This is a genomic window from Burkholderia sp. Bmkn7 (assembly GCF_041103175.1).
Taxonomy (GTDB): Bacteria; Pseudomonadota; Gammaproteobacteria; order Burkholderiales; family Burkholderiaceae; genus Burkholderia; species Burkholderia cepacia.
In genome coordinates, this window is record NZ_JBGCUH010000001.1 from 555542 (window position 1) to 573400 (window position 17859).

The window sequence follows — 17859 nt, forward strand, 5'->3', positions numbered from 1 at the left end:
ATCCAAGGGGACACTCATGAAATCCGCCTACCTCGTATTCGTGCGCCGCGCGGCGCTCGCCGCACCGCTCGCCTTCGCGCTTGCCGGCTGCATGTCGTCGACCCCGGTGTGGGACACCCGCTTCGGCGAATCGGTCCGCGCCGTGACGCAGGCCCAGATCATCGATCCGCATGCCGCCGAACACGCGGCGGCGACGACGGTGGTCGACGGCGGCGCGGCGGCATCGGCGCTCGACAACTACGAAAAGTCGTTCAAGCAGGTCGATCCGCCCGCGAATGCATTCGTGATCGGCATCGGCAAGGCCACCCGGTAACGACGGCACGCTCAGGGAGAAAAGCCATGAACAGCGCAGCCCGCTATCCGAAAGTCATGCGTCGCAGCCTGCATCGCCAGCGCGGTGCCGTCGCGATCATCGTCGGTCTCGCACTGGCGGTGATGATCGGGTTCGTCGGCCTCGCGCTGGATCTCGGCAAGCTGTACGTCACGCGCAGCGAACTGCAGAACAGCGCCGATGCATGCGCGCTGTCGGCTGCGCGCGACTTGACCGGGGCCATCAGCCTGACCGTGGCCGAGGCCGACGGCATCGCCGCCGGCCACCTGAATTTCGCGTTCTTCCAGAACCAGTCGGTGAAGATGCTGACCGACACGAACGTGACGTTCAGCGATTCGCTGACCAATGCGTTCCTGACGAAGAACTCGGTCACGACGCCGGCGAACGTGAAGTACGTGCAGTGCACCGCGTCGCTGAGCAACATCTCGCACTGGTTCATGGAAGTGCTGAACGTGCTGCCGGGCACCAAGATCGCGAACGCGGCGACCGTATCGGCCAGCGCGATCGCGACGGTGGGCGGCGGCCAGACGGCATGCGCGATCCCGGTGTTCGTATGCCGGGCAACGGGCGCGCCGTCCTACAACGTCGGCGACTGGATCACGTCGCCGTCCGGTTCGTCTTACGGGCCCGGCAACTTCGGCTGGGCGGCACTCGACGGCTCGACGAACGAGCCGACCATCGCGAGCGAGCTGTCGGGCAATACCTGCAATATCACGAGCCCGCCCGACCTCGGCACCACCGGCCTGAAGTCGGCGTCGCTCCGCGCCTGGAATACGCGCTTCGGCATCTATACGAACGGCGCGAACGGCTCGAGCGGCCAGCCCGACTTCACCGGCTACGCGTATGTCGGCCCGAACTACGGGCCGCCCGGAACGGCGGGCATCAAGGGTGATGCGTACACGCAGTTCGTGACAGACCGCTCGAACTTCAAGCCTTACCAGGGCGACGGCGCGCCGCCGTCGGGCAGCGGGATCTCCACCAACGGCACCGTCACGGCGAGCAACTACCAGACCTATGGCGGCGACCGCCGTGTCGCGCTCGCGCCGGAAGGCGACTGCTCGTCGCTGAACGGGAACAGCGGCAAGGTGCACGTGACGCAATGGGATTGCGTGCTGATGCTCGATCCGCTGCCGTTCAGCTCGGGCAGTGGCCCCGTCATAGCGCACCTCGAATACCTCGGCTCGTCGGTCTCCGGCAACAATCCGTGCGCGACGCACGGCTTGCCCGGCGACGGCAGCGCGTCCGGGGTCCAGGTGCCGATGCTCGTTCAATAGGGAGAGACGATCATGAAAAGGCCCCCGTTTCGCCGTTCGCGCACCCGTGGCGTGGCCGCCGTCGAGTTCGCGATCGTGCTGATTCCGATGATCCTGCTCGCGACTGGCGTGGCCGAGTTCGGCCGCGCGATCTACCAGTACGAGACGCTGACCAAGGCGACCCGCGACGCGGCGCGCTACCTGTCGATCTGGCTGCCGACCGACAGCGCGTATCCGGTGTCGGCGGCGCAGTGCCTCGTCGTCTACGGCAGCACGACGTGCGGCTCGGCCGGCACCGAACTGGTGCCGGGCCTCACGACGTCGATGGTGACCATCTGCGACGCGCAGCATACGACCGGTTGCAGCGACGCGTCCGACCCGGCGCAATTCTCGAACCTGCCGACCTACGACTCGAACAACAATGCGGCGAGCGGCACGGCGACAGGTGCGATCAATGTCGTCGAGGTGAAGATCAAGGGCTACACGTACCAGCCGATCCCCGCGTATCCGGGGCTGACGTCGATCCCGTTCGGCAACATCGTCACCGTGATGAGGCAAGTGTCATGAGCGCGCGCCCAGTCCCCCTGTCACGCCGGCGCGGGCAACGCGGCTCGACGATCGTCGAGTTCGGGCTCATCGCGTCGGTCCTGGTCATGCTGCTGATCGGCATCTTCGAATTCGGTCGTGTGCTGTTCTACTGGAGTACCGCGAGCGAGGCCGTGCGCCTCGGTGCGCGCACGGCGGTGGTCTGCGACGTCAATGCCGCCGGTGTCGCGAAACGCGTGACGGCGCTGCTGCCGCTGCTGTCGAACGCGAACGTGTCGGTGAACTACTCGCCGGCGAGCTGTACCGTGAACACCTGCGCGTTCGTGACGGTGAGCGTCACGAACGTCACGGTCAAGACGATGATCCCGTTCATGAACGTGTCGGTGAAGATGCCGCCGTTCAAGACGACGCTGCCGCGCGAAAGCCTGACTTCCGCGACCGGCGGTGCAAACTGCAATTGATCGAACAGGCGAGGCACACGACATGATCAACATCCTCGTAGCTTCCGACGATACCGCGCGGCTCACGCAGATTGCGCGCCTCGTGACCGACTGCGGACGCTATCGCGCCACACGCGCGACCGGACGCCCGTCGCAGATCGAGCATCGCACCGACGGGCTCGACGCGTTCGACATCCTGCTGGTCGATGGCACGTCGCTCGACGCGCCCGAGCTGGCGGCCATCGAGCGGATCTGCCGGGTTCACACCGGGCTGACCTGCATCCTCGTGACGGCGGATGCGTCGCCGCACGTGCTGCTCGACGCGATGCGCGCGGGCGCGCGCGACGTGCTGCAATGGCCGCTCGACCTGCAGGCGCTCGGCAATGCGCTCGCACGCGCGGCCGCGCAAAGCACGCGGCGCGACACCGACGATACGCGGATCGTGTCGTTCATGTCGTGCAAGGGCGGGGCCGGCACGAGCTTCGCGGCCAGCAACATCGCTTTCGAGATCGCGGAAGGCTTCAAGCGTCGCGTGCTGCTGATCGACCTGAACCAGCAGTTCGCCGACGCGGCGTTCCTCGTCAGCGACGAAACCCCGCCATCGACGCTGCCGCAGCTGTGCGCGCAGATCGAGCGGCTCGACAGCGCGTTCCTCGATGCGAGCGTCGCGCGCGTGACGGAGAACTTCCACGTGCTCGCCGGCGCCGGCGACCCGGTCAAGGCCGCCGAGATGCGCGAGGACGCGCTCGAATGGATCCTCGGCGTCGCCGCGCCGCGCTACGACTTCGTGCTCTTCGACCTGGGCGTCTGCATCAATCCGCTGTCGATGGTCGCGCTCGATCGCAGCGACCAGATCCAGCTCGTGATGCAACCCGCGATGCCGCACGTGCGTGCGGGCCGCCGGCTGCTGGAGATCCTCGTGTCGCTCGGTTATTCGACCGACCAGATGCGGCTCGTCCTGAACCGCGCGACGCGCGCGAGCGACCGGACCCGCACCGCGCTCGAGGAAGTGCTCGGCCTGCAGGCGGCCTGCACGATTCCGGACGATGTCGACACCGTGCTCGAAGCGATCAACCAGGGCCACCCGGTGTCGCGTCTCGCGCGCGGCACGACGGTCGCGCGTGCGCTGCAGGGATACGCGAAGCAGCTCGTCGAAGGGGAGGTGCGCGTGGGGCGCGGCACCAAGCACAGCGAACCGCTGATGTCCCGGCTGTTCGGCCGCAAGGCCACGCCGAAGCTCAAGTCCATGTAAATCTTTCGGGGAACCATCATGTCATTGCGCGAACAGATGTCGTTGCACCGGGCCCAGCCGCTGGCGGCGGGCAACGAACCGGCCGGCCCGGCGCATTCGTCGGTACGCGACGCGTACCAGAAGCTGCGCCGCGAAATTCACCTGGCGGTGCTCGAGCGCGTCGAGCTGGAGCGCCTGTCGCGGTTGCAGCAGGATCAGGTCCGGCAGGAAATCGCCGGGCTGATCTCGCGCATCCTCGACGACGAACGGATGCCCGCGAACGACATCGAGCGGCGGCAGCTCGCGATCGACGTGTACGACGAGATGTTCGGCTTCGGTCCGCTCGAAGCGCTGCTGCGCGACCCCGGCATTTCCGACATCCTCGTGAACACTTACCGGCAGGTCTATGTCGAGCGCGCCGGCCAGCTCGAACTGACCGACGTGACGTTCTACGACGATGCGCACCTGATGAAGGTGATCGAGAAGATCGTGTCGCGCGTCGGGCGCCGCATCGACGAATCGAGCCCGATGGTCGACGCACGCCTGCCGGACGGCTCGCGCGTGAACGCGATCATCCCGCCGTCCGCGATCGACGGGCCGCTGATGTCGATCCGGCGCTTCGCGGTCAACCCGCTGAAGATGGACGACCTCGTGCGCTACCACAGCCTGACGCCGCCGATGGCCGAACTGCTCGATGCGCTGTCGCGCGCGAAGGTGAACGTGCTGGTGTCGGGCGGCACCGGCAGCGGCAAGACCACGCTGCTCAACATCCTGTCCGGCTACATTCCGCGCAACGAGCGGATCGTGACGATCGAGGACGCCGCCGAGCTGCAACTGCAGCAGCCGCATGTGCTGCGGCTCGAAACGCGCCCGCCGAACATCGAGGGCAAGGGCGAGATCACGCAGCGCACGCTGGTGCGCAACGCGCTGCGGATGCGCCCCGACCGGATCATCCTCGGCGAAGTGCGCGGCGCCGAAGCGCTCGACATGCTCAATGCGATGAACACCGGCCACGAAGGCTCGCTCGCGACGATCCACGCGAACACGCCGCGCGACGCGCTGACGCGGCTCGAGAACATGATCAGCGTCTCCGGCCTGACGCTGCCGCCGAAGACGATGCGCCAGCAGATCGCATCGGCGATCTCGGTGGTCGTGCAGGCGGCGCGGCTGACGGACGGCAAGCGCAAGATCGTCAGCATCCAGGAGCTGACCGGGATGGAGGGCGACATCATCAACATGCAGGAGATCTTCACGTTCAAGCGCACGGGCGTGGACCGCGACGGCTCGGTACGCGGCCACTTCTGCGCGACCGGCGTGCGGCCGAAGTTCGTCGAGCGGCTGCAGGCGTTCGGGATCAACCTGCCGGATTCGCTGTACGACCCGTCGCAGCGTTACGAGACGAACTGACGACAGGGCGCCGCTAACCGCCGGGGAGACCTCATGAACACGATCTTTTACGCCTTTGTGATTCTCATGTTCGTCGCGGTCGTGCTGACGATCGAAGGCACCTATCAATGGTGGAACGCGCGGCACGGCGCTGCCGCGCGCCGGATCGAGTCGCGCATTCGCGCGATGTCGGCCGGCGGCAACGTCCAGCAGGAGCGGCTGTCGATCCTGAAGAAACGGATGCTCGACGAGTCGAAGCCGTTCGACCAGTTGCTGCTGCGCGTGCCGCGCGTGCAGGCGCTCGATCTCCTGATCCAGCAATCGGGCCTCGACTGGACGCTGTCGAAGCTGATCGTGCTCAGCGCGGTGTTTCCGGCGATCGCGTGGGTCGCGCTGAGTTTCGCCACGTTGCCGCAGCTGGCTGCGCTGCCGATCGCGCTGTGTGCCGGATGCCTGCCGGCGATGGTCGTGATGCGTGCCCGCCGGCGGCGCATGCGCAAGCTCGAACGGCAGTTGCCGGACATCTGCGACATGATTTCGCGCGCGCTGCGTTCCGGTCATTCGTTCACGAGCACGCTCGGGATGGTGAGCGAGGAGTTTCCCGATCCGATGGGCGGCGAGTTCCGGGTCACGTTCGACGAGGTCAACTACGGCGTGTCGCTGCACGACGCGCTGATGAATCTCGCGACCCGCGTGCCGGTGCAGGACCTGCGCTATTTCGTGATCGCGGTGCTGATCCAGCGCGAGACCGGCGGCAACCTGGCCGAGCTGCTCGACAGCATCTCCGCGCTGATCCGCGAGCGCTTCAAGCTGTTCGACAAGGTGCGTGTGCTGTCGGCGGAAGGGCGGCTGTCGGCGTGGATCCTCGGGCTGCTGCCGTTCGGTACGGCCGGGGCGATCGCGGTGATGAACCGCGAGTTCCTGTCGGTGCTCTGGGAAGATCCGGCCGGGATCAGGATGGTCGGCACGATGCTGGTGACGATGCTCTTTGGCCTGCTGTGGATCCGCCGCATTGTCCGGATTCGCGTCTGACGCGTGAGCTGAATAACGAACCGTAGCGAGACTGTCATGCAAAACCTGAGCGTAGTCCACGCCGTGATGCTGGGCGGCCTGTTCATCTTCGTGGCCGGCGGCGCCCTGGTCGGGATGCTGCTGTTCGCGCCGCGTAATATCCAGCGCCGGATCCAGCAGGCCGGCGGCGCCGGCACGGGCCCCGGCGACAGCGACGACCTGGCATCGCGCTGGGTCGCGAAGCTGGTGGAGCTGTCCACCCCGATCTCCAGGCTGTCGGTGCCGAAGGACGGTTGGGAGAATTCGCCGCTGCGCATCCGGCTCATGAACGCCGGCTGGCGCAACCCGAGCGCGGCGGCGCTGTACTTCACCGCGAAGACGATGCTCGCGCTCGCCGTGCCGTGCGCGGCGCTGCTGGTGCTGATCACGACCCGGCTCGGGGATCAGCGCGAACTCCTGTCGGTCATCCTCGTCGTGCTCGCCGGGATCGGCTACTACATCCCGAACATCGTGCTGTCGCAGCGGATCAAGGTGCGCCAGCAGAAGATCTTCGAGGATTTCCCGGACGCGCTCGACCTGCTCACGGTGTGCGTCGAAGCGGGGCTGGGGCTCGACGCGGCGCTGATGAAGGTGAGCGAGGAGCTGCGGTTCAGCAGCGAGGTGGTCTCGAGCGAACTCGACCTGCTGCTGCTCGAGATGCGCTCCGGCTTCACGAAGGAGACGGCACTGCGCAATCTCGCGTTGCGTACCGGCGTCGAGGACATCGAATCGTTCTGCGCGATGCTGATCCAGGCCGATCGTTTCGGCACGAGCATCAGCGAATCGCTGCGCGTGCTGTCGGACATGCTGCGCACGCGGCGCCGGATGCGCGCGGAGGAGCGGGCCGCGAAGATTGCGTTGAAACTGTTGTTCCCGCTGATCTTCTGCATCTTTCCGTCGCTGATGCTGGTGCTGCTCGGGCCGGCGATGATTCACGTCTATCGCGTGCTGTTGCCGACGTTCGTCGGGATGTCGCAGTAAGCGGCGAACCGGCGTTACGCCGGGATCGGCGGAAACGTCGATGAAGGATTCGCGTGCCGGGCGGCCACCCCGCCGGCCGGCACGGCAACAGGCTTCATGGAGGCTCCCTCCCCAGGCGGCGCCGCGAGACAGGTCGACCATAGCGGCGTCAATGCATCCTGGACCCATGGTCGGCCATGGAACTAGCCGTAGTCCACCGCCTGATCGGCTGCCCCCTACTGCTAACCTGAATGCCGGCGAAATTTACCGGCATCACGTCGTGCGCGATGCAGCGGAGGTCGCGGATCACGACCGGTGTGCGCGCGGGGGGCACGGCCGCCATTCGCCCGGCACTTCGGCCGCTTCGGGCCCCGTTCGCCCGGTCTCGACCGTCACTGAAAGTGATGCACGTACCGCAGCACCATCCGCGTGCCCTGCGGCCGGTTCCGCGCATAGGTCTCGAAATACGCGTTGAACATCAGGTGATCCTGCTGCGAGAAGCTGTACATGGCCCCCGGGCCGATCGCGAACACGGCCTCCCGCGTGCCCGGCACGTCCTGCCCGTTTTCCTTCATGTCGGTGGTCTGTCGCAGCCAGTAGCCGTTGATCCCCAGCCGCAGGCCGGGGCGCACCTCGTACTCGGTCGCGAAGTTCGCGTGGATCGCCTGGCCGGCCTGCGTCGACGTCACGTCCGGGCCGAGCGACGTGGCCGGCCGATGGTTGGTCGTGTTCCACAGATAGTGCAGCCGCCACGACACGGTCCATTTCGGCGTGAGCCACAGCGTCGCCGCCCAGTACGGGTCGAACGACCAGGCATGGCTGCCCGGGTTGATCGCGCGCGACGGGTCGTACGCGCCGGTCGGCACGATGAACTGGAATTCCACGCGCTGCGCGAAGCGCGGGCCTTGCGCGCCCATCACCGGGTCGAACTGGACGAACGGGCCGATCAGCAGGTCGCCGAAGCCGGCACGCGCATTCAGCGCGACGTTGCCGATGCCGTCGTCGGTCCGCGCCGACGCGATCCACGGCAGGATCACGTCGAGGCCCGGATGCATGCCCGCGAACGTCTGCGGCGACTGATAGACGAGCTGGCTCAGCCCCGCGAACAGGTCGATGTCCTGCTTCGGCAACCCGACCTTGTTGCCCGCGTTGTCGTTGACGCGGCCGGCCGTGTAGTACTGCAGGTACTGCGTGCCGTACCAGCCGGAGCCGGCCGGCGGCATGCCGTCGAGGAAGCTGGTCATGCCGAGGTTGACCGCCGGCAGGTCGGTTGCGCGGGCCGGCGCGCTTGCGGCCATGCCGGCGATCGAGAGGCCCGCGACGACGAGCAGGCGAGAGCCGAATTTCATGTTCACCACCTCCTGGTTATTTATCTGTATAACTAATCAAACGGTGCGAATAAGATCGGGATGATCGGCGATCGCGCGATACTGGCCCGCATGAAACACGAGCGGCGCCTTGCCAAACGCGTCGAACTGTTCGATCTGGCCGATGAAGAGCAGGTGATCGCCGCCTTCGTAGTGGCCGACGTTGCGGCACACGAAGCGCGCGCTCGCGCCGTCGAGGCAGGGCACGCCGCCGGCTTCCGAATCCGCGTGCGGCACGCCGTCGAACTTGTCGGCGCTGGGCGTCGCGAAGCGGCGCGACAGGTCGATCTGGTCGTGCGCGAGGATGTTGATTGCGAAATGGGTGGCCGCGACGAAATCCGGGCGGCTCGGCGCGAGCTTGCGAAGGCTCCACAGCACGAGCGGTGGATCGAGCGACAGCGACGAGAACGAATTGGCGGTGAGGCCCACCTTGCGTCCGTCGGCCGCGCACGTGGTGATCACGGTGACGCCGGTCGGGAACTGCCCGAACGCGGCGCGCAGCTGCATCGGGTCGAGGGTCGGGGGGGCGGTAGCGATCGTTTCCATGCCGGTCACTCCGAACGTGCGCTGTGTTCGCGGATGAACGCCGCGCAGGCCGACGGCTCGAACCACCACGGCGAGAACCGGCGCGGATCGTCGAAGCCGTCGACGATCGCCGCGGCGAGCGACGGCAACTGGCCGGCCGCGCCGAGCAGTTCGAGGATGTGCGGCGGCGGCGGGGTGAGCAGCGAGTTGGTCCAGCGCACGACATGCTGCGCATAGGCCCAGTAGCCTTCGAACGTCTGCTGCATCCAGTCTTCGCTGAACGGCGCGGCATCGCGCGCGACGATCGCATCGAAATAGGCGTTCGCGCATTTCGCGGCGTTGTTCGAGCCTTGCCCGGTGATCGGATCGTTGACGACCACCGCATCGGCCATCCCGAACACGGTGCGGCCCGACGGCAGCCGGAAGAACGGCTTGCGCACCGTCGGCGCGAAGCGCCCGGCCAGCGTGCCGTTCGGATCGGTGAGCTCGACGTCGCGACAGCGCTCGAATTCCCACGGCACGTATTGCCGCAGGAACGACAGGCTCCGGTCCAGATGCTGCTCGGGCGTCTTCACGTCGGCCCAGCAGTCGAGCGGGCCGCCCGGAATGCCTTCGAACACCATGATTTCGCACGGGCCCGTCGTGGTCAGCGCGGGGAACACGAAATACTCGCCGATGCCGGGCAGCAGGTTGAAGCGCACGCGCGAATACGGCTGGCTCGGCGTCATCCCTTTCACATAGGTGAGGGCCAGCGCACGTTGCGGGCGGTCGAACGCGCTGCGCGCGTCGTCGCGGACGAGCAGGTTGACGATCTCGCCCTTGCCGGCCGCGAGCAGCACGAGGTCGTGGCTGCGCGCCAGTTCCTCGAGTTCGGGCACGCCGATGTCGCCGATGCGCACGTCCGCGCCACGGCGGCGCACGCCGTCGAGCCAGTCGGCCATTTTCACGCGCTGGTCGACCGACTGCGCATAGCGGGTCAGCCGCGACGACCAGTCGATCGCCTTGCAGCCGCCGCCGTCCGGATGCGGCACCGCGATGCCGATTCCTTCGACGGACGGGCACGCTTCCTCCCAGGTGTTCAGGCCGAGGTCGCGCTCGATCTGCAGCGCGGTATGGAACATGCACTGGCTCGACATGACCTTGCCCGTGCGGATCTGTTCGGCGTCGCGATTGGTCGCGAGCGTCACGTGATAGCCCTGGCCGAGCAGGGCGAAGGCGAGTTGCAGGCCGGACTGGCCGGCGCCGACGATGGCGATGCGTCTCATGGGGTTGTCCTTGGTAGGCCGGAGGCCGGCCGGAATGATTGCGAAAAGCGGCGGCGGGGAACGGTCACTCCGCGAGCCGCGGAATGGCCGGCACCGCCTGTTCGGGGCCCATCGCGGAATAACCGCCATCGACCGCGTAGTCGGCGCCCGTCACGAAGCTCGCCGCGTCGCTGCACAGGAACGTCACGACCTGCGCGACCTCGGACGGATCGCCGACGCGGCCGAGCAGGTGGAACGGCGCGGCGACGCGATCGGTCTTCGCGCGGTCGCCGTGCGTCAGCTCGTCCATCACGCGCGACCACGTCCATCCCGGCGATACCGAGTTGACGCGAATGCGCTCGGGCGCGAGATCCATCGCCATGCTGCGCGTGAGCTGGCGGATCGCCGCCTTGGACGTCGGATACAACCAGCGGCCGGTCTGCGCGCACTCGGCCGAGATCGAGCTGAAGTTCACGATCGCGCCGCCGCCGCGCCGGGCCATGTGCGGATGCACGGCCTTCGCGAGCATTGCGGCCGACACGACGTTGACGTCCATCGCGGCGAGCCAGTCGTTGCGGGTCGCCTGGATGCCGTTGTCGACGTAGCTGCACGCGAGGTTGACGAGCACGTCGATCGCGCCGAACCGCTCGACGATCGCCGATATCGCACGTTCGATCGCGCGATCGTCGGTGATGTCGAGCGCGACGAACATCGCCTTGTCGCCGAGCGAACCGGCGACGCGCGCGCCGTTGTCCGCATCGAGATCGAGGATCGCGACGCATGCACCGGCGCGGCTCAGGTCCTGCGCGACCGCGGCGCCGATCAGCGTGGCGCCGCCGGTGACGATCGCGACTTTGCCAGCAAGGGCAGTCATGGGGTGTCTCCGTGAATCGTGGGGTGAGGGAGGGGGCGCGTCAGTGCGCACCCGTCGACGGCTCGCTGTCCTGCCAGCGGCGCATCAGGCCGTTCGACGGCACGGTTTCGTCGAGCAGCTTGCGGGCCGTCTCGACGCCCGCGACCGGCAGGCCGGCCGGATCCAGCAGGCCGATCTGCACGAGCACGCTCGCCTGGTCCCAGTAGATGTGCTCGTGATAGAGCTTGTCGCCGCGAAACTTGACGATCGCGACGAGTGGAATCTCGACGCGCTTGCCGGTGGGCGCGACGCCCGGCAGCATCCAGTCGATCTCGGTGGTGTGCGTGAAGCAGAACAGCAGCTCGTCGACGACCTGGCTCGCGCCGATCGTGCGCGAGATCGGGGTGATCGTCGTGTCGGGCGGATTCGCATGCACGAAGTGATGCGTGTAGAAGCGCTTGAGCTCGTCGTGGCCGACGCCGCCCGTCAGCGTCGGAACATGGTTGACGTACGGCTCGGCGACCATCGTCGCCATCGTGGCATCGACGTTGCGCGTGGCGAATTCGTGTTCGAGATGCGCTTCCCACAGTGTGGACAGGTCGTAGTGCGGGCCGAGCGCGGCGCGGAACGCGGCGATCGCGCGCTGGTGGGCCATGACCGCGGCGGCCTTGTCGAAATGATCGCCGCCGACGCGGGCGAACGCGTGATCGACGCCCGGATACACATACACTTCGACGCCGTCGCGGCCGGACAGCGCGTCGGCGATGCGCTGCTGCGCGTCGGGCGGGCAGAAGCGGTCCAGCCCCGCGATCTGCAGCACGAGCCGGCCCCGCAGGTGCGCGGCCTCGTCCAGCGCCTGCTCGATGCCCACGCCGTAGTAGCTGACCGCCGCGGCCACGCCCGGCAGCCGGCACGCGGCGAGATAGGCGAGCTTGCCGCCGAGGCAGTAGCCGAGCACGCCGGCTTCACCCGTGCATTCCGGTTGCTGCCTGAGCGTGTCCAGCGCGGCACCGATGTCCTCGACGCCCTTGTTCTCGTCGAATTCGCGATACAGGGCCATCGCGCGCTCGACATCGGCTGCCGCATGGCCGAGCTCGATCCCCGGCGCCTGGCGCCAGAACAGGTCGGGCACGAGCACCGTATAACCTTCCTCCGCGTAGTAGTCGGCGGCCTCCCGCATCGTCGCGTTCGCGCCGAAGATCTCGTGGCACAGCACGATGCCCGGCCCCTTGCCGCCGGCCGGCGTGCTCAGGTAGGCGCGAAACGTTCCGCCGTCCGGCGACGGAATCTCGATGTGACGTCCTTTCATCTGTCCCTCCGTTGAATTCATTGCTGCGACGAGCCCAGTATTGGCGGACGAAACGTGCGCTTCTATCCGCTTTCTTCGGCCGGTATCCGCGAATTCCGGAAACCTGCGGCACCGGCCGCCGCGCGTGGGCAGGCGCGCGGCCGACTGCGGGTATGTGCGGATGCTGAAAGCACGCACAGTTTTCTACGATGCGCGAACGGTCCGTTTCTTGCGTCGTTTGCGCGGGACTTGCGTGCTTTGGCGGCCGGACTGTCCGGATACTCCGGGCGCTATCCGGATCGTGCGGCGAATGCCCCCACACCGGGAACGCATGCACGGCGCGAGTGCAACCGAGCATGACGGGAGAACATCGATGGCGCAATTTTCCGGAACGGGCTGGCTGGACGACACCGCCTGTTTCAATCACGACAACCTGCTGCTGCAGTCGAACGATGTCGACGAGGTGCGCGCGCGTGTCGCCGACGTCTTCAAGCCGCACCGGCTCACGCCGACCGGCGAATCGCGCGCGCTGCACAGCTGCATGCATCATGCGCGCTGGGGCAACCTGTCGTTGAACCTGCTCGATTACGGCGGCGGGGTCAGCATCGAGCCCGGGCCGCTCGAGCACTTCTTCCTGTTGCAGATCCCGTTGCGCGGCGACGCGGAGATCGAGTGCGGATCGGCGCGTTTCGTGTCGTCGCCGGGCACCGCGTCGTTGATCTCGCCGACGCTGCCGCTGAAGATGCGCTGGGGCGACGCGTGCCCGCAAGTCATCCTGCGCATCGAGCGCGAAGTGATGGAGCGCCATGCGCAGCGGCATTTCGGCGACGACCGGCGCGCGCCGGTCGAATTCGAACCGGCATTCAGCCTGTCGTCGTCGCAAGGGGCGTGTCTCGCGCAGTTGCTGCCGGTCCTCGCCGGCGCGATCGCGACGGACGCGCATCCGCTGCGTCATCCGCTCGCGTTCGAGCCGCTCGAATCGACGCTGCTCAACCTGCTGCTGCACGGCCACCCGAACAGCGCGCGCAACGGCACGCGACACCTGCCGGTGGCGCTCGCGCCGTTCTATGTACGGCGCGTCGAGGATTACATCCGCGCTCATCTCGACGAGCCGCTGACGATCGAGCGGCTCGCCGAACTCGCCGGCGTGAGCCCGAGCACACTGTTCGCCGGCTTCCGCCATCGCCACGGGATCACGCCGATGGGCTTCGTGCGGCAGTTGCGGCTGCAACGTGTGCGCGAGGAACTGCTGGCCGACGAGTCGCCGGGGCTCGCATCGGTGACGGACATCGCGCTGAAGTGGGGTTTCGCGCACCTCGGGCGGTTCGCGATCGAGTACAAGCGGGCGTTCGGCGAGTCGCCGTCGGCGACGCTCAGGATGCGGCGCGTGCGCGCTTAGACCCTCCGGCGGCAGCCCACGGCCGCTCCCGGGGCGCAGCAGCCTGGCATCGCCGCCTTTCACCCGTCTTCCACGAGGGCCGCCGCATGGATCGATCCCGCGCCGGCCCCGCCTCCACAGCGCCAGACGCCGGCTTTTCCCGCCGGCGCACTTTTTTAAAGACTCCGTTACGTTCGCCCGGTATGATCGCTGCGCTCGCGAACGACGCCATTGGCCGTTGCATGCCGACTCGCGCGCAACCAGCATCGCCTGCATGACAACACAGGGCGGGCGCCGGCGCTGCGTCGCGCCGAGATCGCGCCGCGATCGGGTCGAATCGGCCACCAGCACGACGGAGCATGGAACGATGGTAACGGGGACGGGGGCGGCGAAACGCGCGATGGCGATCGCCGCCGGAAGCGCGTTGTACGTGGCGGCAGCGGGCGCCGCGCACGCGCAGGCATCGGGTGCGGCAGTGGTGCCGCCGGCGGCCGTGCTGCCGGAAATCGACGTGACGGGGAAGGGCGACCGCTCGTCGAGCGGGCTCGTCGGGCTGCGCACCACGGCCGGCACGAAAACCGACACGCCGGTGGCCGAAGTGCCGCAGACGATCAACATCGTGACCGCGCAGCAGATCGAGATGACCGGCGCGACCGACCTGAACCAGGCGCTGCGCTACGTGCCGGGATTCGCGACGTTCGGTGCCGACAGCCGCACCGACTCGTATGCGGCGCTGCGCGGCTTCACGCCGACGCTGTACGTCGACGGCGTGGCCGCGCCGCATACGGCCGTGATCGCGGACTGGCGCGTCGACCCGTACACGATCGACTCGATCGCGGTGCTGCGCGGGCCGACGTCGGTGCTGTACGGCGCGGGCGAGCCCGGCGCGATCGTCGACGCGCACACGAAGCTCGCCGACGGCGAACGCGTCCGTGAAGCCGGCGTGCAGATCGGCAACGACGCGCGCAAGCAATTCATGGTCGATGTCGGCGATACGCTCGACCCGGACGGCCGGTACGCGTATCGTTTCGTCGGCGTGGCGCGCGACGGCAACGCGGAAACCGGCCCGAACGGCGACCGTCGCGTCGCGCTGGCGCCGTCGTTCCGCTGGCGGCCGAACGCCGACACGTCGCTGACGCTCTCGGCGACGTTCCTGCAGGACAGCGGCGATATTTCGTCGAACTTCCTGCCTGCGTCGGGCACGGTGCTGCCGAACCCGAACGGCCGCCTGTCGCAGGACATCTACATGGGCGACCCCGGGTTCAACGACTACCGGAAGAAGCAGTGGTCGCTCGGCTACGCGCTGGAGCACCGCGTGAACGCGATCTGGTCGCTGCACCAGGACGTGCGCTGGTCGCACCTGTCGCTCGACGACGCGACGGTGTTCGGCAACGGCTTCGCGCCCCGCAGCACCACCAACATGATGCGTACCGCGGGGCTGTTCCAGCTCAACTACAGCCGGCTCGACATCGACAACCACGCGCAGGCCCGCTTCGGCACGGGGCCGCTCGAACATACGCTGCTGCTCGGCGCGCAATACGACCGGCAGACGACGACCAACAGCGTGTGGCTTGCGATCGCGCCGTCGCTCAACCTGTATCACCCCGTGTACCGGCCCGTCACGGACGCGATTTTCGCCGGCCCGACGTCGCTCGGCCACGTCGACCAGTACACGGCGATGAACACGTTCGGCGTGTACGCACAAGACCAGATCCGCTGGAAGCGCTGGACGCTGACGCTCGGCGGCCGCGAGGATTTCGTCAATGCGCGGTTCGACGACCGGACGGCCGGCAAGCAGGCGCGGCAGGACGTCAGTGCATTCTCCGGGCGCGTCGGGCTCACCTATCGGGGCGACGCCGGGCTGTCGCCGTATGTGAGCCATTCGACGTCGTTCGATCCCGTCATCGGCGTGCGGCTGTATGGCGGCGGGCTGCCGAAGCCGACACGCGGCACGCAGACGGAAGCCGGGTTGCGCTGGCAGCCGCCGGGCCGGAACCTGATGCTGAGTGCGGCCCTTTACCAGATCGACCAGACCAACGTCGCGACGCCGACGCCGGTCAATCTCGACCCGACCGGCACGACCTCCATGCAGACCGGCAAGGTCCGCTCGCGCGGGATCGAGCTGAGCGCGGTCGGCAAGGTCACCCGCGAGCTGTCGATCGTCGCGTCGTACGTCCATCAGGACGTCAAGAACGTGCAGGCGAACGACGCGTCGCTGAACCACTGGCCGGTGGCCGTGCCGCTGCCGCGGCAGATGGCTTCGATGTGGGCCGACTGGACCTGGCGCGCGGGCGTGCTGTCGGGCCTCGGGTTCGGCGGCGGCGTGCGTTACCAGAGCGCGTCGGCGGGCGCGCCCGACAACTCGCTGACAGTGCCGAGCGTGACGCTGGTCGACCTGGCGCTGCACTACGAGATGCCGCACTGGCGGTTCGCGCTGAACGTCGCGAACCTGTTCGACCGGCGTTATGTCAGCGGTTGCCAGTCGTACAACGTGTGCGTGTTCGGCAACGAGCGGACCGTGCTCGCCAGCGCGAAATACAACTGGTAGCGCGAGCGCGCGGAACGCGTCCTACGCGTCGCGTTGCGGCTCCCGGCGCGCGGCGCGTTCACCGGCGTGGCGCTGGCGCCGCCACTCGGTCGGCGTGAGGCCGAAACGTTCGCGGAATGCGGTCGCGAAATTCGCCGGCGTGGAAAAACCGATCTCCTTCGCGATGCTGGCAATGCTGAGCGACGTCGAATCCAGCAGATCCTGCGCGATCCGCAGCCGCTCGTGCCGCAGATACTCGAACACCGTCTGGCCGAGATTGTCGCGAAACGCCCGCGACAGCCGCTTTTCATGCGTGCCGACCGCGCGTGCCAGTTGTTCCACCGTCGGCGGATCGTTCAGCGTCCGCGCCAGGTGGCGGATGGCCGCGCGCACGATGATGTCGTCGTCCTTGCCGGTCACGAACACGCTTTCCGTGTCGACGGGCCGCTCGCGTGTCGCCCGCGCGAGCTGCACGCGAATCCGTGCAAGCACTTCGGCCGGCTCGAACGGCTTCACCACGTAGTCGACGCAGCCGATCTCGAACCCTTCCAGGCGTTCGTGCAACGCGCCCGCCACGGTCAGGAAGATGACCGGAATCGCGCACGTCAGCGGATCGGCGGCCAGCAGCCGGCATGCGGTGAAGCCGTCCATGCGCGGCATCCGGACATCCATCAGGATCAGGTCTGGCATGAGCGCCTGCGCGCGCTGGCACGCCTGGAGCCCGTCGGATGCAATGCTGATCCGGCACCCGGTGCCGCGCAGGATGTCGATCAGCAAGCGAAGCTGGTCGGGCTGATCGTCGACGATCAGGATATGAGCGTCGCCCAATACGGAGGTCGATGGATGCATCGTGCACCTGTTCTGGAATGGCTGCTGGCTGCGTTCCTGCGGGTGGCCGGCCCGGTTCGGATAATCGTTGGAAACTGCTCTATGGCAACGCACAAGCGCATCGATATTCGGATTTCGCGCAAACCGCGCGACAGACGACCGGTCGGCGTAATACCCGGTGTTGCTTGTATTGATCGCTGATCCGGTAAGGACGCGAAGCTTTGCCGCCGCCGCGCGTGGAAAAGGGCGCGGCCGACCGTGTCGATGCGAGCCGAATTGTAGGGGGATATTTCGATTCTTGCCAGACGCATTGACTCTATTTGTTTCATTCCGATTTTCGGATTCTTCATCAGGTATTGTGATTTGCGTGAGCGGTATCGCACCTGATGCCTGTCCATTTCCGCCATTTTCATTCTTGCCCGCACGCGATCGTGCGGCTCGGCGGTTTTTTCTGCGGAAATATTTTCGCCGGAGTTTATTTTTAATCCGTTTCGGCAAAGCATTTGTCCGCCCGACAAAACATCTGGATTAATTTTGGCGCCACGAAATCGTTTGCGAGGTGCGCGTTTTTCACGCAACTTATTGAATGTATTGGATTTTACAATCTATAAAGAATGTCGCCTTCAATAATTCAGGTGCGTGTCTCATAATT

16 protein-coding genes are annotated in these 17859 nt (G+C 67.0%); 10 read left to right on the top strand and 6 right to left on the bottom strand.

Going from position 1 to position 17859, the window contains the following annotated elements; genetic code table 11:
* Positions 1 to 16: 16 nt before the first annotated feature.
* Genes AB3K92_RS02405 through AB3K92_RS02440 form a run of 8 tightly spaced genes read left to right on the top strand, consistent with a single transcriptional unit; the run spans position 17 to position 7218 of the window.
* Positions 17 to 313 carry a hypothetical protein gene (locus tag AB3K92_RS02405; protein WP_059587478.1) on the top strand — a complete coding sequence of 99 codons (297 nt, stop codon included), beginning with the start codon at positions 17 to 19 and terminating at the stop codon, positions 311 to 313.
* 26 nt (positions 314 to 339) lie between these two features.
* Entirely contained in the window at positions 340 to 1605 is a 1266-nt protein-coding gene (locus tag AB3K92_RS02410; protein WP_059587479.1) for a pilus assembly protein TadG-related protein, read from the top strand.
* Between the two features lie 12 nt (positions 1606 to 1617).
* On the top strand, positions 1618 to 2151 hold the full coding sequence (locus tag AB3K92_RS02415; protein ID WP_042973877.1) for a TadE/TadG family type IV pilus assembly protein: 534 nt from the start codon (positions 1618 to 1620) through the stop codon (positions 2149 to 2151).
* The gene (locus AB3K92_RS02420) at positions 2148 to 2591 is read left to right on the top strand and encodes a TadE/TadG family type IV pilus assembly protein (RefSeq protein ID WP_059587481.1); all 444 of its coding nucleotides are present in this window, start codon (positions 2148 to 2150) and stop codon (positions 2589 to 2591) included. Before AB3K92_RS02415 ends, AB3K92_RS02420 begins: the two co-directional genes overlap by 4 nt.
* 22 nt (positions 2592 to 2613) lie before the next feature.
* Positions 2614 to 3822: an AAA family ATPase gene (locus tag AB3K92_RS02425; protein ID WP_059555515.1), complete on the top strand. Its 1209-nt coding sequence runs from the start codon at positions 2614 to 2616 to the stop codon at positions 3820 to 3822.
* An 18-nt stretch (positions 3823 to 3840) separates the two neighbouring features.
* Positions 3841 to 5208 (top strand): CpaF family protein, encoded by a 1368-nt coding sequence (locus AB3K92_RS02430; RefSeq protein ID WP_021158146.1) that lies wholly within the window; start codon positions 3841 to 3843, stop codon positions 5206 to 5208.
* Between the two features lie 33 nt (positions 5209 to 5241).
* Positions 5242 to 6219: a type II secretion system F family protein gene (locus AB3K92_RS02435; RefSeq protein ID WP_048027249.1), complete on the top strand. Its 978-nt coding sequence runs from the start codon at positions 5242 to 5244 to the stop codon at positions 6217 to 6219.
* Between the two features lie 36 nt (positions 6220 to 6255).
* The gene (locus tag AB3K92_RS02440; RefSeq protein WP_369464396.1) at positions 6256 to 7218 is read left to right on the top strand and encodes a type II secretion system F family protein; all 963 of its coding nucleotides are present in this window, start codon (positions 6256 to 6258) and stop codon (positions 7216 to 7218) included.
* A 371-nt stretch (positions 7219 to 7589) separates the two neighbouring features.
* Here the strand turns inward: AB3K92_RS02440 and AB3K92_RS02445 are convergent, their stop codons facing one another.
* From AB3K92_RS02445 to AB3K92_RS02465, 5 genes are all read right to left on the bottom strand, one after another.
* Positions 7590 to 8546 (bottom strand): transporter, encoded by a 957-nt coding sequence (locus AB3K92_RS02445; RefSeq protein ID WP_059587727.1) that lies wholly within the window; start codon positions 8544 to 8546, stop codon positions 7590 to 7592.
* Between the two features lie 36 nt (positions 8547 to 8582).
* On the bottom strand, positions 8583 to 9110 hold the full coding sequence (locus tag AB3K92_RS02450; protein ID WP_369464397.1) for a flavin reductase family protein: 528 nt from the start codon (positions 9108 to 9110) through the stop codon (positions 8583 to 8585).
* Between the two features lie 5 nt (positions 9111 to 9115).
* On the bottom strand, positions 9116 to 10354 hold the full coding sequence (locus tag AB3K92_RS02455; RefSeq protein ID WP_059587483.1) for a styrene monooxygenase/indole monooxygenase family protein: 1239 nt from the start codon (positions 10352 to 10354) through the stop codon (positions 9116 to 9118).
* 64 nt (positions 10355 to 10418) lie between these two features.
* The gene (locus AB3K92_RS02460) at positions 10419 to 11207 is read right to left on the bottom strand and encodes an SDR family oxidoreductase (RefSeq protein WP_048027245.1); all 789 of its coding nucleotides are present in this window, start codon (positions 11205 to 11207) and stop codon (positions 10419 to 10421) included.
* Between the two features lie 40 nt (positions 11208 to 11247).
* The gene (locus AB3K92_RS02465) at positions 11248 to 12495 is read right to left on the bottom strand and encodes a dienelactone hydrolase family protein (protein WP_059587485.1); all 1248 of its coding nucleotides are present in this window, start codon (positions 12493 to 12495) and stop codon (positions 11248 to 11250) included.
* 352 nt (positions 12496 to 12847) lie between these two features.
* On the opposite strand from AB3K92_RS02465, the gene AB3K92_RS02470 reads away from it, so the two are divergent.
* Both AB3K92_RS02470 and AB3K92_RS02475 read left to right on the top strand, forming a co-directional pair.
* The gene (locus AB3K92_RS02470) at positions 12848 to 13873 is read left to right on the top strand and encodes an AraC family transcriptional regulator (protein WP_059492824.1); all 1026 of its coding nucleotides are present in this window, start codon (positions 12848 to 12850) and stop codon (positions 13871 to 13873) included.
* Between the two features lie 346 nt (positions 13874 to 14219).
* Positions 14220 to 16400, top strand: a complete 2181-nt coding sequence (locus AB3K92_RS02475) for a TonB-dependent siderophore receptor (protein WP_369464398.1) — start codon at positions 14220 to 14222, stop codon at positions 16398 to 16400.
* 21 nt (positions 16401 to 16421) lie between these two features.
* Here the strand turns inward: AB3K92_RS02475 and AB3K92_RS02480 are convergent, their stop codons facing one another.
* Complete coding sequence (locus tag AB3K92_RS02480; RefSeq protein WP_042973870.1) at positions 16422 to 17228, bottom strand: response regulator; 807 nt, start codon at positions 17226 to 17228, stop codon at positions 16422 to 16424.
* Between the last annotated feature and the right edge of the window lie 631 nt (positions 17229 to 17859).

Bases quoted from the DNA above. Each gene is read 5' to 3' on its own strand.
- AB3K92_RS02425 (WP_059555515.1), top strand. From the start codon at position 2,614: ATGATCAACATCCTCGTAGCTTCCGACGATACCGCGCGGCTCACGCAG.
- AB3K92_RS02460 (WP_048027245.1), bottom strand. From the start codon at position 11,207: ATGACTGCCCTTGCTGGCAAAGTCGCGATCGTCACCGGCGGCGCCACG.
- AB3K92_RS02465 (WP_059587485.1), bottom strand. From the start codon at position 12,495: ATGAAAGGACGTCACATCGAGATTCCGTCGCCGGACGGCGGAACGTTT.
- AB3K92_RS02410 (WP_059587479.1), top strand. From the start codon at position 340: ATGAACAGCGCAGCCCGCTATCCGAAAGTCATGCGTCGCAGCCTGCAT.
- AB3K92_RS02440 (WP_369464396.1), top strand. From the start codon at position 6,256: ATGCAAAACCTGAGCGTAGTCCACGCCGTGATGCTGGGCGGCCTGTTC.
- AB3K92_RS02430 (WP_021158146.1), top strand. From the start codon at position 3,841: ATGTCATTGCGCGAACAGATGTCGTTGCACCGGGCCCAGCCGCTGGCG.
- AB3K92_RS02455 (WP_059587483.1), bottom strand. From the start codon at position 10,354: ATGAGACGCATCGCCATCGTCGGCGCCGGCCAGTCCGGCCTGCAACTC.
- AB3K92_RS02405 (WP_059587478.1), top strand. From the start codon at position 17: ATGAAATCCGCCTACCTCGTATTCGTGCGCCGCGCGGCGCTCGCCGCA.
- AB3K92_RS02470 (WP_059492824.1), top strand. From the start codon at position 12,848: ATGGCGCAATTTTCCGGAACGGGCTGGCTGGACGACACCGCCTGTTTC.
- AB3K92_RS02475 (WP_369464398.1), top strand. From the start codon at position 14,220: ATGGTAACGGGGACGGGGGCGGCGAAACGCGCGATGGCGATCGCCGCC.
- AB3K92_RS02445 (WP_059587727.1), bottom strand. From the start codon at position 8,546: ATGAAATTCGGCTCTCGCCTGCTCGTCGTCGCGGGCCTCTCGATCGCC.
- AB3K92_RS02480 (WP_042973870.1), bottom strand. From the start codon at position 17,228: ATGCATCCATCGACCTCCGTATTGGGCGACGCTCATATCCTGATCGTC.
- AB3K92_RS02415 (WP_042973877.1), top strand. From the start codon at position 1,618: ATGAAAAGGCCCCCGTTTCGCCGTTCGCGCACCCGTGGCGTGGCCGCC.
- AB3K92_RS02450 (WP_369464397.1), bottom strand. From the start codon at position 9,110: ATGGAAACGATCGCTACCGCCCCCCCGACCCTCGACCCGATGCAGCTG.
- AB3K92_RS02420 (WP_059587481.1), top strand. From the start codon at position 2,148: ATGAGCGCGCGCCCAGTCCCCCTGTCACGCCGGCGCGGGCAACGCGGC.
- AB3K92_RS02435 (WP_048027249.1), top strand. From the start codon at position 5,242: ATGAACACGATCTTTTACGCCTTTGTGATTCTCATGTTCGTCGCGGTC.